This is a genomic window from Pusillimonas sp., assembly GCF_035515275.1.
Lineage (GTDB): Bacteria > Pseudomonadota > Gammaproteobacteria > Burkholderiales > Burkholderiaceae_B > Pusillimonas.
This window is the reverse complement of sequence record NZ_DATJBQ010000111.1, coordinates 1-13,014: the sequence shown is the minus strand read 5'-3', so window position 1 is coordinate 13,014 and position 13,014 is coordinate 1. Positions and strand designations below refer to the sequence as shown.

General features: G+C 60.0%; 12 protein-coding genes. 9 read left to right on the top strand and 3 right to left on the bottom strand.

The window, feature by feature from the left end:
• A partial coding sequence (locus tag VL003_RS08330; protein WP_325441441.1) for a hypothetical protein occupies nt 1–245 on the top strand: 245 nt, incomplete at its 5' end.
• A gap of 276 nt (nt 246–521) precedes the next feature.
• Here the strand turns inward: VL003_RS08330 and hpnE are convergent.
• Genes hpnE through hpnC form a run of 3 tightly spaced genes read right to left on the bottom strand, consistent with a single transcriptional unit; the run spans nt 522 to nt 3,599 of the window.
• Nucleotides 522–1,865 carry a hydroxysqualene dehydroxylase HpnE gene (hpnE, locus tag VL003_RS08325; protein ID WP_325441439.1) on the bottom strand — a complete coding sequence of 448 codons (1,344 nt, stop codon included), beginning with the start codon at nt 1,863–1,865 and terminating at the stop codon, nt 522–524.
• On the bottom strand, nt 1,862–2,725 hold the full coding sequence (gene hpnD / locus VL003_RS08320) for a presqualene diphosphate synthase HpnD (RefSeq protein ID WP_325441437.1): 864 nt from the start codon (nt 2,723–2,725) through the stop codon (nt 1,862–1,864). Before hpnD ends, hpnE begins: the two co-directional genes overlap by 4 nt.
• A 7-nt stretch (nt 2,726–2,732) precedes the next feature.
• Complete coding sequence (hpnC, locus tag VL003_RS08315; RefSeq protein ID WP_325441435.1) at nt 2,733–3,599, bottom strand: squalene synthase HpnC; 867 nt, start codon at nt 3,597–3,599, stop codon at nt 2,733–2,735.
• 36 nt (nt 3,600–3,635) lie between these two features.
• On the opposite strand from hpnC, the gene alr reads away from it, so the two are divergent.
• The 8 genes from alr to VL003_RS08275 form a co-directional block, all read left to right on the top strand.
• Nucleotides 3,636–4,769 (top strand): alanine racemase, encoded by a 1,134-nt coding sequence (gene alr / locus VL003_RS08310; protein ID WP_325441434.1) that lies wholly within the window; start codon nt 3,636–3,638, stop codon nt 4,767–4,769.
• Nucleotides 4,770–4,855: 86 nt separating this feature from the next.
• A complete protein-coding gene (locus VL003_RS08305; RefSeq protein WP_325441432.1) occupies nt 4,856–5,578 on the top strand; it encodes an SDR family oxidoreductase in 723 nt (240 codons plus the stop codon).
• Between the two features lie 8 nt (nt 5,579–5,586).
• Complete coding sequence (radA, locus tag VL003_RS08300) at nt 5,587–6,939, top strand: DNA repair protein RadA (protein ID WP_325441430.1); 1,353 nt, start codon at nt 5,587–5,589, stop codon at nt 6,937–6,939.
• Nucleotides 6,940–6,965: 26 nt separating this feature from the next.
• On the top strand, nt 6,966–9,464 hold the full coding sequence (locus tag VL003_RS08295; RefSeq protein WP_325441428.1) for an ABC transporter permease: 2,499 nt from the start codon (nt 6,966–6,968) through the stop codon (nt 9,462–9,464).
• A complete protein-coding gene (locus VL003_RS08290) occupies nt 9,461–10,159 on the top strand; it encodes a 3-deoxy-D-manno-octulosonic acid kinase (protein ID WP_325441426.1) in 699 nt (232 codons plus the stop codon). The genes VL003_RS08295 and VL003_RS08290 overlap by 4 nt, the downstream gene beginning before the upstream one ends.
• 88 nt (nt 10,160–10,247) lie before the next feature.
• On the top strand, nt 10,248–11,330 hold the full coding sequence (locus VL003_RS08285) for a polyamine ABC transporter substrate-binding protein (RefSeq protein WP_414708264.1): 1,083 nt from the start codon (nt 10,248–10,250) through the stop codon (nt 11,328–11,330).
• 5 nt (nt 11,331–11,335) lie between these two features.
• Complete coding sequence (locus VL003_RS08280; protein WP_325441424.1) at nt 11,336–12,463, top strand: ABC transporter ATP-binding protein; 1,128 nt, start codon at nt 11,336–11,338, stop codon at nt 12,461–12,463.
• Nucleotides 12,460–13,014, top strand: a 555-nt coding sequence (locus tag VL003_RS08275; protein WP_487047250.1) for an ABC transporter permease, incomplete at its 3' end; no start/stop codon positions are given. The genes VL003_RS08280 and VL003_RS08275, both read left to right, overlap by 4 nt.

Here is a 13,014-nt window from a genome sequence, read left to right as displayed (position 1 = left end):
TTGCGCTGTTGGTTCTTGAGACGTTCCTGCCCCACATCACAGGAACTGCAGTTGGGATGAGAGCCAATTCTTCCTGCGAGGGCAGGTCGAGCCTTGCCTCGATTGGCGCCGTCGGCCACTTCGGCGGTGTCACCGGTGTCGGCGACACGAGCCACATGAGCCACATGAGCCACATGAGCGGCATCACGGCAAACAGCACCGGCGGCCCTATGCGCGAGGTTCTTTTAGCACCTCAAAGATCGTAAACAGAAGGCCTGGGGCTGGGTGGGGTATTTGGGCGACGTTTGCAAGCCGAGTCGGCTGTCGTTTTCGGGGAGGCAAGCACGCAGCATGTTTGAGCAACAAGGGTGTCGGGCCACGGGCCCGACGTTGCGAGTTCTGCGTGCGCCCCGAAAATGATAGACGACGAGGGAAGCCGGCAAAGCCGGCCGCAGCTGCCGGCGCCCAAATACCCCACCCAGCCCCACGCCGCTTAAAGAACTCAAATACTGTGCTAACGAATAGCCACGCCGCTGAATAACTCAAAATCCCGTATCAGATAACAGTCGCGTCACTGCCGACTTTCCGCTGCGTACTGCGCCTTCAAGAACAGCCGGATAACCCGTATCCGTCCAGTCTCCGGCCACATAGATGCCGTTCCACGGCGTCGAATTCGTAGGCCGGCTCAGCCCCGGAACCGCTGCGAAGGTCGCGCGCTTCTCGGTGATCAGCTCATAGGCCGCGACCTTGGGCATTGGCGCACGGCTTTTTGTCTGTTCAATAATTTGCGCAATCACCCCTTGCGCAATGCGTTCAGAACCCAGGCCACGTAGCGTATCTGCATTGCTGATCACCACGTTCACGCGGCTCGCTCCCATAGGTTCATCAAGATCAAGGAACTCATTACAGTGGAACAACCACTGACCGAAATGCTGCTTTTCGGGGCATTCGTGCAGCATCAGCATCGGCTGGGGCAGGCTCCAATAGTCAGCCAGTTGCAAAGTAAGCGTAGCGATCGGCATCGGCGAGAAACTTTCAAACTGGCTCAAGTAGGCTTTTCGGTCAACCGACACCGCAGGTAATTGCTGCAACAGCCTGTGCGCCGGCCACACATTCGTGGCGATGATCGCAGCATCAAAGACCTCGTCGTCCACCAATACCCTTCCTTTGCCTTGCGCCGCGCCGTCGGCAGACCCAACACGACGAACCGTGCGGCCGCGAAGCACACGTATCTGGGCCGGCAGCCGTTCAGGCCACAGAGACGAAAGATCGACGCGCGAGATCAGCACCTGGCTGGCAGAAGACCCAGCCCCCAGGCTGTCGCGCAGCACGTTTGCGAATAGCTGCGCACACGCATGGTGTACCGGCGTGTTCATTGCGGCCACACACAGAGGGTCCCAGAAAGCACGAATAATGTGCGTGGATTGCCGGCCTTGCGCAAGCCATTGCGCGACCGTCAGTCCAGGCTCGGTCTGCCAGCGGCGCCGTTTAAGGCTGGTCAGCAACGTTGCAAGACGCAAGCGCTCGCGCCACGAGAGGCCTTGGGCAAGCAATAGGGCGGCAGGCAGGGCCAGCGCGTCGGGTAGCTTCGGCACTTGCAGCCTGAAGCTGCGGTCGGCCGACTGCAGGTCAAGCGGCATGCGAAGCAGCCGTTGCTGGCCAGACAGGCCCAATTGCTGCATGACGCGCAAGGTTTCGGTATAGGCAGCCAGCAAAATATGCTGGCCATTGTCCACCGTGGCGCTCAGCTTGCGAGAGTGAACCGAGCGTGCCCGGCCGCCCAGCCGGTGACCCGACTCAAATACCGTTGCCTCATGTCCATGTCGATGCAGCTCAAGAGCTGCACTTAGCCCGGCCCAGCCGGCGCCGACGACGGCGACCTTCATTGGGTCAGTTGCTTGACCAGGCCTCGCCCGCCGGTTACCCAGGTTTTCCAGGCCAGCCACAACTTGCGAATGGGGGTCAGCGAAATGCGCTGCTCAAGCACATGCCAGCCGTCGCGTTCGATTTCATTGAGCAAGGCATGGTAAATGGCCGCCATGGCCAGCCCCGGTCGCTGGTTGCGACGATCAGCTTCGGGCAGCGCTTGCATGGCTTCGCGATAATACTGTCGGGCGCGCTGCGCCTGAAACTGCATCAGCCTTTCGAATCGCTCGGAGTGTTGGCTGTTCAGAATCTCGGAAGCCTTTACGTCGAATTTTTGCAGTTCGTCTATGGGCAGATAGATGCGGCCCCGACGCGCATCGTCGCCCACGTCCCGAATGATGTTGGTCAACTGGAACGCCAGGCCAAGCTTGTCTGCATATTTCAGGGTGTTGTCGTCGGTATAGCCGAATATGCCTACCGAAAGCTCGCCGACCACGCCTGCTGCATGCCAGCAGTATGTACGCAGGCCGGGCCAGTCGAGGTAGCGTGATTGATCCAGATCCATCTCCATGCCCGCAATGACCGCATGCATGCGGTCCGCCGTAATGCGGCGTTTTTCCAAGTGAGGGGCAAGGGCGCGGGTAACAGGATGCTCGGGCTTGCCGGCGAACATGCGGTCTACTTCGGTCCGCCACCAGGCCAGTTTGTTGCGGGCGATGGAAGGGTCGCTGCATTCGTCAACGACGTCGTCAACCTCACGGCAAAAAGCGTACAGGGCCACGATGGCCTTACGCTGTTCGGGCGGAAGAAACAAAAACGAGTAATAAAAGCTCGAACCGCTTTGTGCGGCTTTGGTCTGGCAGTATTCGTCGGGGCTCATTGCTTGCTTAAAGCCGGGTAGGGTGGACGACGTCGCGAACGGTGCGCCACGAAAGCAGCAGCCAGTCGCGTTTATTCAGGGTCGGCCTATGTTTGAACACGTCGTAGTGTACTGGTTCCATACGCTCGAGGATACGCAGCCCGCCCTGTGCCACCAGGCGTAGCTCGAGTCCGATCCGACCCGGCAGGCGGCGGGCCAGGGGCAGGCCTTGCAGCAGCAGGGCGCGGGCCTGCTCCACCTGTTCACGCATCAATGCCTGCCAAGCCGCGTCGCAACGCCCGTGAGCGATATGTGTTTCACTCACGCCATGGCGGACAAGTTTTTCCTGGGGTAGATATACCCGCGATTTTTCCCAATCAATGGCCACATCCTGCCAAAAATTGGTCAGTTGAAGGCCCGTGCATAGGGCGTCGGCCTGATCCAGGTTTTCGGGCTGGGCGGCTTTGTATAGATGCAGCATCAGTCGGCCCACCGGGTTGGCCGAACGCGAGCAGTAGTCAAGCAGGGCGTCGTCGTCGGCATAACGATGGGTGGTGACGTCTTGCTCAAAAGCGGAAAGCAGATCCAAAAAGGGCTGCAGGGGCAGGTTGTGCGCATGTACCGTATGCGCCAGCGACGCAAATACATCGTTCAGCGGGTCACCCACAGGCAGGCCGGAGTGTCCGTCGTGCATCGACAGCAAGGCCCGGCGGTATGCGGCCAGTTTGTTCAGCCGGGTCGCAGCCGTATCGTCGCCTTCGTCGGCGATGTCATCGGCGCTGCGGGCAAAGTGATAAATGTGTGAGACCGGTGCGCGCAGGCGCCGGGGCAGCAACAGAGAAGCGACCGGGAAATTTTCATAGTGCTCCCGCCGTTTCACATCGGGTGTCGACATGGATTAGACTTTCGCTATTAGGGGAGTAGAGTAGTTATGCCACGTCCAATATCGGCTTCGATTTCGTTGTCGTCGTTAAAGCACAATCTGGCCATCGTCGCCAAACAATTGAACAGTTTCAGCCGGCAAGACCACCGGGTTGCCCCAAACATCTGGGCGGTCATCAAGGCCAACGCCTACGGCCATGGCATCGAGAACGCGGTTCGCGCCTTCGATCAGGCCCAAGGCCTGGCCATGCTGGATCTGGACGAAGCGGTCAGGTGCCGCGAGGCCGGCTGGACCAAGCCGATACTGATGCTCGAGGGCCACTTCGAGCCCGCAGATCTTGAAACCTACCGGGATTATAGTTTATCGACCACCGTACACTGCCAAGAGCAACTCGACATGCTCCAGCCGGTACAGGCGGGCAAGCCTATTGATGCGCTGGTCAAGCTCAATACCGGCATGAACCGCCTTGGCTTTGCGCCCGACCGCTACCGGTCGGCCTATGCCCAGGCGGTGGCACAGCAACAGCGTGGAGTCTTGGGCACAGTAGGCAAAATGACCCATTTTGCGCGGTCCGATGACCATGTCGAAACCACCGAGGCGCAGCTCCGTCTTTTTTTTGAAACGACCGCACAACTACCCGGCCCCGTCAGCCTTTGCAACTCGGCCGCCACCCTCACGCCCGGCTATTGGCTCTGGCCCGCGGCCGAGTTCGAGCAGTGGGTGCGGCCTGGCATCTGTCTTTACGGGTCTTCGCCGTTTCCCAACCAGTCGGCCAGCGACCTGGGCCTTGAGCCGGTCATGACCCTGCGGTCGCAAATCATCGGAGTACAACAGGTTGTGCCGGGGCAAGGGTTGGGGTACGGCCACGCTTTCGTCGCGCCGCGGGCCATGCGCGTGGGGGTCGTTGCCTGCGGCTATGCCGACGGGTATCCTCGCCATGCTCCCAGCGGCACGCCGGTTACGGTACAGGGCCGGCCCACCCAATTGCTGGGAAGGGTCTCGATGGACATGCTGATCGTCGACCTCACGCCAGTGCCGCAGGCCGGTATCGGCTCGTCGGTCGTGCTATGGGGGCAGGGCGGCCCCTCGGTTGATCAGGTCGCACGTTCGGCTGGTACCATCGGCTACGAGTTATTATGCGCCCTGGCACCCCGAGTGCCGGTTTCAGTGCAAACCGATTAAGTCGCACGCTGCCGGTCTTTGTTCGTCTGGCGCCGCGGCATATCGGCTTTGTGTTCACAAGCTCAAGGCTACCGAAGGAAGACATCGTGAAGAATCAATGTGTACTGGTTACCGGTGCGACCAAGGGCATAGGCTGGGCCATCAGCCGTCGCCTGGCCGACCTGGGCTGTCATGTGGTGGGCCTGGCTCGCCATACTCAGGACATCGATTTCCCCGGCTATCTGTACTCGTGTGACCTGGCCAATGCGGGCGAAACCGAAGACATTTTGCGGGTTATTCGCGAAAAATACCCTGTTGACGCTGTCGTCAATAACGTCGGACTGGTCAAGCCCGAACCGCTGGGCGAAATCGACCTGGCGTCCTTGTATCAGGTTTACGATCTGAATCTTCGGGTCGCTGTTCAGGTTACCCAGGCTTTTGTCGCCTCCATGAAGGCACGCCATGAAGGTCGTATCGTCAATATTTGCAGCCGTGCCACGCATGGCTCACCCAATCGCACCAGCTATTCGGCGGCCAAGAACGCTTTGGTTGCCTGCACCCGAACCTGGGCGCTTGAGCTGGCCCAGTTTGGCATCACGGTCAATGCCGTGTCGCCGGGGCCGGTAGAGACCGAACTGTTCCGAGCTAATAATCCGATAGGCAGTGAGGCCGAGAAGTCCGCCCTTGAGTCGATACCCATGGGCAGGCTGGGTCAGCCTGCCGACGTGGCGGCGGCGGTTACCTTTCTTTTATCGTCTGAAGCGGGGTTTATCACGGGTCAGGTTCTTGGCGTGGACGGCGGCGGCAGCCTTGCCGGCCGCCACTCGTAGGCGTCTGCATGGCCAAAGCCAAAACCACTTTCGTCTGTTCGGAATGCGGCGGAACCTGCCCCAAATGGGAAGGCAAATGCCCACATTGCGGCGAGTGGAACACGCTGGTCGAAACCGTGGCGGCGTCGGCGCAGGCCCATCGTTTTGCGCCCTTGGCCGGGGCCAGCCCCATTCGAAACCTAGCCGAAATCGAAGCGCGCGAGCTTCCGCGCCAGCCGACAGGCATTGCCGAATTCGATCGCGTTCTGGGTGGCGGCCTGGTTACTGGCGCCGTCATTCTTATCGGCGGCGACCCCGGAATCGGAAAGTCGACGCTATTGCTGCAAGCCCTGGTATCGCTTTCTCGGGTCACGCCCGTGCTCTACGTAACGGGCGAAGAATCGGCCGAACAAGTGGCCTTGCGGGCGCGCCGCCTGGATCTTGCCACCGAAGAGGTCAAGCTGCTGGCCGAAATTCGACTCGAGGCCATTGTCGAGGCCCTGACCACCGAGCGTCCGCGGGTGGCGGTTATTGATTCCATTCAAACGCTTTACTCGTCAGAGCTTAGCGCGGCCCCGGGCTCGGTTTCACAGGTGCGCGAGTGCGCCGCCCAACTGACACGCCTGGCCAAGCAAACCGGCACCGCAATCGTGCTTATTGGTCATGTCACCAAAGACGGCGCCTTGGCCGGCCCGCGTGTACTTGAGCATATCGTTGACACGGTTCTGTATTTCGAAGGCGATACCCATTCTTCCTTTCGGCTGGTGCGGGCTATTAAAAACCGGTTCGGAGCAGTCAACGAACTGGGCGTGTTCGCCATGACCGATCGTGGCCTGAAGGGGGTCAACAACCCATCGGCGCTCTTCTTGTCACAGCACGACCGTAATGTTGCGGGTTCTTGCGTCATGGCCACACAAGAGGGTACGCGCCCGCTGCTGGTCGAGATCCAGGCTTTGGTCGACGGCGCCCACGTTCCTAATCCGCGTCGGCTGTCGGTGGGGCTGGAAGGCACCCGGCTCGCCATGTTGTTGGCCGTGCTGCACCGTCACGCCGGTATTGCCACCTTTGATCAGGACGTCTTCGTCAATGCAGTGGGTGGGGTCAAGATCACTGAGCCCGCCGCCGATCTTCCGGTCTTGCTTGCCATCATGTCCTCCTTGCGCAACAAGCCGCTGCCCGAAGGTCTGATTGCATTTGGCGAGGTAGGCCTGGCAGGCGAGATCCGTCCTGCGCCACGGGGGCAAGAGCGCCTGAAAGAAGCCGCTAAACTGGGTTTTCGTCTGGCCCTGGTGCCCAAGGCCAATGCGCCCAGGCAGGCTATCGAGGGGCTTGAGATATGGCCGGTAGACCGTATCGATGGCGCCATCGATCGTTTACGTTAAGGCCCCCCCATGACACGGAAATCCCGATGAAAAAATGGTGGAACCGATTCCTTGCGCCGAGCTTCAGGGCATTGAAGCGCGACTGGCGCTCGGGCGAGCTCGGCCTGCTGGCACTGGCACTGGTCATAGCCGTGACGGCGGTCAGCAGTGTCGGCTTTCTGTCCGGTCGGGTATCGGCGGCGCTTGACCGCAGTTCGGCTCAGATGCTGGGCGGCGACCTGGTCCTGACGGCTGACGAACCCATAGGCCAGGCCGTGCTCGAACAGGCGGTTCAATCAGGCCTTGAGGTTTCTCGGTATCAAACGATGTCGTCCATGGTTGATGCCCCGGGCGGCATGCGTCTGGTGTCGCTTAAAGCCGTGGACGGCAAGTACCCCTTGCGCGGCGAACTACTGTTGCGCGGCGAAGCGCAAGACAACGCCGTACACGGGGGGCCGGCGCCCGGCACGGCATGGGTCGATCCGCAACTTACCGGCTTGCTCGATGTGAACCTGGGTGACACGATCACCATCGGCGAGTCGGCGCTGACCATATCGGGCGTCATCAGCTATGAGCCTGATCGGGGGGTGCAGTTCATCAATGTGGCACCGCGGGTCATGATGCGTCTGGACGAGCTGCCCGCCACCGGCTTGCTCGGTCCGGCGAGCCGAGTGCGTGATGCTGCCAACGTGGCCGGCGAGCAAACGGCGGTTCAAGCCTATCGGCAGTGGCTCGAGCCCCGGCTGGGGCGTGGTCAAAGGTTGTCGGAACCCGGCGAAGCCCGACCCGAAATCCAGCGTTCGTTAGACCGTGCGCATCAATTTCTGACTCTGGTCGCCTTGCTGACCGTGATTATTGCCGCTGTGGCCGTGGCTTTGGCCGCGCGCCGATTCAGCCGCCGCCATCGTGACGGAGTGGCGGTCATGCGTTGCATCGGGGCGGCCCGGGCGCAAATCGCATCCATGTTCGCAATCGAGTTCGTGGCGCTGGCTTTGGTCTGCGCCACGCTGGGTGTGGCTTTGGCCTTTGCAGTGCAAGCAGGGCTTGCGCAGTTGGTTTCGTCGTTGCTCGACGTTGACCTGCCCGCGCCCGGTTGGGGGCCGGTATGGCACGGTTACGCCTCGTCTTTATTGCTGCTGGTCGGTTTTGCCCTGCCTCCGCTGGCGGCCTTGTATCGCGTGGCGCCCATGCGGGTACTGCGCCAAATGAAAGGGCAATGGGCCCCACGAACAGCTGTTTCCTATGCGGCGGGCCTTGTCGCCTTCTTTTTGTTGTCGTGGTGGATTTCGGGCGACGCGCGAATGAGCCTGCTGGTGACGGGTGGCTTTGTGGGCGGGCTGGCGTTTTTTTACGGCATCGCTTATGGGGTCATACGATTGTTGGGTGGTTTGGCGGGCAGATGGCAGGGCGCCTCTACCTTGCGGTTTGCCCTGAAAGGCATGACGCGCCGCCCGGGGCTGGCAACGGTTCAGGTATGTGCTTTGGCTGTCGGCTTAATGGTGATGTTGTTGTTGACCCTTGCCCGCACCGATCTGCTTGACGGCTGGCGCGGCACTTTGCCGCCCGACGCACCCAACACCTTTTTAATCAATATTCTGCCCGAACAGCGTGAGGCGGTACTGGCACAGCTGAACACCGCCGGCATCCGCAGTGGGGCACCGGCACCCATGATACGGGGGCGGCTGCTGGCCATCAACGATGTGCCGGTCGATGCACGCACCTACGAAGACGAACGCGCCCAGCGCATGGTCGAGCGGGAGTTCAACCTGTCGTACATGCCGTCGCTGCCCGACAGCAATACCATTGTGGCGGGTCGCTGGCTCGATCCCGACGCCGGCGAGGTGTCGCTTGAGACCGGTCTGGCCGATACCCTGGCCATCGGCATGGGCGACACCCTGGCCTTCGATGTCGCGGGCCAAATCGTACGGGTCCGGGTTACCAGCTTGCGCGAAGTCAAGTGGGATTCATTCGATGTGAATTTTTTCGCCCTGATGTCGCCCTCTGCATTAGAGAATGCGCCTGCCACCTACATTACGTCGTTCCACCTTCCGGCCGACAAGCTCGCACTCAGCCAGCGCTTGGTCGCCGAGTTTCCCAACCTCACCGTGTTCGATGTCGGCGCCATTCTGGGACACGTGAGGCGCATTGTTGAGCAGGCCGTCCTGGCCGTACAAATCTTGTTCCTGTTTACGGTGTTGGCAGGGGTGCAGGTCTTGGCGGCGGCCTTTGCCGCCACGCGCGACGAACGCATACACGAGGTGGCCATACTGCGCGTGTTGGGCGCCGGCGCTGCAAGGCTTCGCAGAACGCAGTGGCTTGAACTGACGACGCTTGGCGGATTGTCAGGCGCCTTGGCCGCGTTGGGCTCGGTACTCCTGGCCCGTTTGCTTGCCGACCGCGTGTTTGAGTTTTCGCTCGGCTGGCCGTGGTGGCCCTGGGTGGTGGGTATAGTGGGTGGTGCGCTCATTTCGTGCCTGGGCGGCGGGCTCGCACTTCGGGGTGTGCTTAAAACACCGCCTTTGCGCATGTTGCGAGAGGTTGCATGAACTCCGAACTTTCCAGGATCGGATTGCGTTCATTTTCCGGCGGCGCGGCATGCTTCGACGCCGCACGCATCGTCGATCCCGGGCCGGGGTTGTTCGACCCACAGAACCCCTTGCTGCATGCCGCTCCCGTGCAAGTGGGCGGACGCAAATCCGCATGGTTCGTCGAGGCCGAGTTTGGCCAGGCCGTGTTACGGCACTATCGTCGCGGCGGCATGGTCGCAAAGCTCAGCCGGGATCGCTACGTTTGGGCGGGCGCCGACGCTACGCGATCATTCGCCGAATTTCGCGTTCTGTGGTTCTTGCGCGAGCGTGGGCTTGCCGTACCCGCACCCTTGGCGGCGGCCTATTGGAAATCGGGTCTGACCTATCGTGCGGCGATACTTATCGAGCGTATTCCACAAGTACGCACCCTGGCCGAAGCGCGGGCCGAACCCGAAGCCGTTGCCAAGGCTATTTTCGCCATGCACGAGGCCGGTGTCTGGCATGCCGACCTGAATGCCTTTAACATTTTGCTCAGCAGTTCAGGACAGGTCTGGTTGATTGACTTCGACAGGGCCCGTCGACGTACGCTTACCGCCCGGCTTCGCCGGTCCAATCTGCTGCGTTTAAAACGCTCGTTAGATAAGGTGGCGGGTGAGCCGGGTCTGGAGTGTTGGCGGCAGATTCACAACGCTTACTTGCAGCTAAGCGCCTAAGGCCTGCATGGCCGGCAAAAAGCTTTATCATCACGTGTTTTTGGGTATGTTGTTTCTGGAGACGCTTACCGTGGGTTTGAACCGAGTCATGCCATGGTTCTTGATGGCACTGTTTGCATTGGCGGGGGGCGCGGGCTGGGCACAGGGGGGTGTCCTGAACGTATACAACTGGGCCGAATACACGGCTCCTGACACGATTTCGGGCTTTGTCAACGAAACCGGCATCAAGGTTCGCTATGACGTTTATGACAGCAACGATACCTTGCAGGCCAAACTGCTAACAGGCAAGTCGGGGTATGACGTGGTCGTGCCCTCTACCCATTATGCGGCTCGGCAACTCGAGGCCGGGCTGTTTCAGAAGCTTGATAAAACCAAGATACCCAACTGGCGCCATCTTGACCCTGAAATCATGAAACTGCTGGCATCGGTCGACCCCGGCAACCAGTATCTGGTTCCGTGGGGCTACGGCACCAACGGCCTGGGTTACAACGTGACCCGGGTGCGTCAGATATTGGGCGACGAAGCGCCCCTGGGTAGTTGGGACATGCTTTTCAATCCCGAGTACGCAAGCAAACTCAAAAGCTGCGGCATCGCCATATTGGATGAGGCGGCGCAAGTGTTTCCGGCGGCGCTGCATTATTTGGGCAAAGACCCCAACAGTACCCATCCCGACGATTACCGCGAGGCGGTCGAACTGCTCAAGCAGATCAGGCCTTATGTCCGTCAGTTCAGCTCGTCGGGCTATATCGACGAACTTGCTTCGGGTGATCTCTGCATGGTTTACGGCTTCTCGGGCGATGTGCTGATTGCGCGTGAGCGCGCCAAAGAAGCAGGTAAAACGTATGAGATCGATTATTACTTGCCCCAGGGCGGTGCCCCGGCGTGGTTCGATACCATGGCCATACCGAAGGGCGCGGCCAATGTCGACGAGGCCCATGCTTTCATTAACTATATTGAAACGCCGCAAGTGCATGCGGCGATCACCAATGCCATGTTTTATCCGAACGCCAACAAAACCGCCCGTCAGTATGTGGACCCCGAGGTTGCCAACAACCCCATGATCTATCCGCCCGACGAGGTTGCTGCTCAGCTTTTCGTCATCAAGGCCTTGCCACTGCATGTCCAGCGCGTACAGAACCGGCTCTGGGCAGAACTACGTTCGGGGCGTTGATCTCTATGGATAATCGTAATATCACCGGCCCCCGTCCCACTGACGAGGACGAGTTCGTTCGGGTTGACGAGGTCGTAAAAATATATGGCGACGTCGTAGCGGTGAAGTCAGTCAACCTTGCCGTTAAGCGGCGCGAAATCTTTGCGCTGCTCGGAAGCTCGGGCTGCGGAAAATCCACCTTGTTGCGTATGCTGGCGGGGTTTGAAGAGCCTACGTCGGGCCGAATCTATCTGGACGGCGAGGACATTACCGCTTTGGCCCCTTACCAGCGGCCGGTCAACATGATGTTCCAGTCTTACGCCTTGTTTCCTCACATGACGGTCGAAGCGAATGTGGCGTTCGGCCTGAAGCAAGAGGGTGTGCCGCGCAACGAAATTCACGAGCGGGTGTTCGAGGCGCTTGATCTGGTGCAGATGGCGGGATATTCGCGACGCAAGCCCCATCAATTGTCGGGTGGACAGCAACAGCGTGTGGCGCTGGCTCGCAGCCTGGTCAAGCGGCCCAAACTGTTGCTGCTTGACGAGCCCATGTCGGCGCTGGACAAGCAAATACGGCAAAAGACACAGATTGAGCTGGTACGTATTCTGGACCAGGTGGGTGTCACTTGCATTATGGTCACCCATGATCAGGACGAGGCCATGACCATGGCCGGTCGCATCGCTGTCATGACCGAAGGGCAGATCATGCAATGCGGCACCCCACGCGAGGTCTACGAGTTTCCCAATTCGCGCTTCGTGGCTAATTTCATTGGCAGCACCAATGTGTTCACGGGTGTCATCACCGTCGACGAATCCGACCACGTGCAGATCGAAAGCGACGACCTGCCCAGGCCCATGTATGTCAACCACGGCATCAACGAGCCGCTGGGCATGCAGGTGCACGTATCGGTTCGGCCCGAGCAGATCCGCGTCACACGCGAGCAGCCGGTTCACGAATTTAACTGGTCGCGCGGGGTTGTCAGCCATGTGGCCTGGATGGGCAGCCATGCCCGCTACCAGTTGCGTCTGGATTCGGGCGCTGTGGTCGAGGCTGCGGTGCCCAGCCAGATTCTGGCACAAAGCGATGCACCGGGCCTGGACGACCAGATATTCGTCAGTTGGGACAGCGACAGCGCAACGGTGCTCGCGACATGAGGAAGCTGTTTGTCTATGATCGCCCGACCTTGCTGCGCAAGCTGGCCATCGTGCCGCCGTTCATTTGGCTGGCGCTGTTCCTGCTGGTGCCGTTTTTGTTGGTGTTCAAGATCAGTTTGGCGGATCTTAGGTTTGGGATTCCACCGTATACGCCTCTGACCACGCTGGACAATGAAACCCTGACCCTGGGTATTCACCTTAGCAGCTACAAGCTGTTGTTCACCGACAGTCTGTACATTGCCACCTATATCAGCTCGGCCAAGATGGCGTTGGTTACGACCTTGTGTTGCGCCCTGATCGGCTACCCCATGGCGTATTACATTGCCCGAGCCAACGCGAAGGCCCGCCACCTGATGCTGCTTGCGGTGATCTTGCCTTTCTGGACCTCGTTGCTGCTGCGTGTTTATGCGTGGGTGGGCATATTGCGCAATGACGGCCTGCTTAACAACGCTTTAATGGCCTTGGGTCTTATTGATGCGCCACTGGAAATATACCGGACCGACATGGCAGTTTATATAGGTTTGGTGTATGCCTATTTGCCGTTTTTCATC

What these genes read in the sequence shown, in the direction of transcription:
- radA (WP_325441430.1), top strand. Translation starts at nt 5,587, where the DNA reads ATGGCCAAAGCCAAAACCACTTTCGTCTGTTCGGAATGCGGCGGAACC.
- hpnD (WP_325441437.1), bottom strand. Translation starts at nt 2,725, where the DNA reads ATGAGCCCCGACGAATACTGCCAGACCAAAGCCGCACAAAGCGGTTCG.
- VL003_RS08295 (WP_325441428.1), top strand. Translation starts at nt 6,966, where the DNA reads ATGAAAAAATGGTGGAACCGATTCCTTGCGCCGAGCTTCAGGGCATTG.
- alr (WP_325441434.1), top strand. Translation starts at nt 3,636, where the DNA reads ATGCCACGTCCAATATCGGCTTCGATTTCGTTGTCGTCGTTAAAGCAC.
- VL003_RS08285 (WP_414708264.1), top strand. Translation starts at nt 10,248, where the DNA reads ATGCCATGGTTCTTGATGGCACTGTTTGCATTGGCGGGGGGCGCGGGC.
- VL003_RS08280 (WP_325441424.1), top strand. Translation starts at nt 11,336, where the DNA reads ATGGATAATCGTAATATCACCGGCCCCCGTCCCACTGACGAGGACGAG.
- hpnE (WP_325441439.1), bottom strand. Translation starts at nt 1,865, where the DNA reads ATGAAGGTCGCCGTCGTCGGCGCCGGCTGGGCCGGGCTAAGTGCAGCT.
- hpnC (WP_325441435.1), bottom strand. Translation starts at nt 3,599, where the DNA reads ATGTCGACACCCGATGTGAAACGGCGGGAGCACTATGAAAATTTCCCG.
- VL003_RS08290 (WP_325441426.1), top strand. Translation starts at nt 9,461, where the DNA reads ATGAACTCCGAACTTTCCAGGATCGGATTGCGTTCATTTTCCGGCGGC.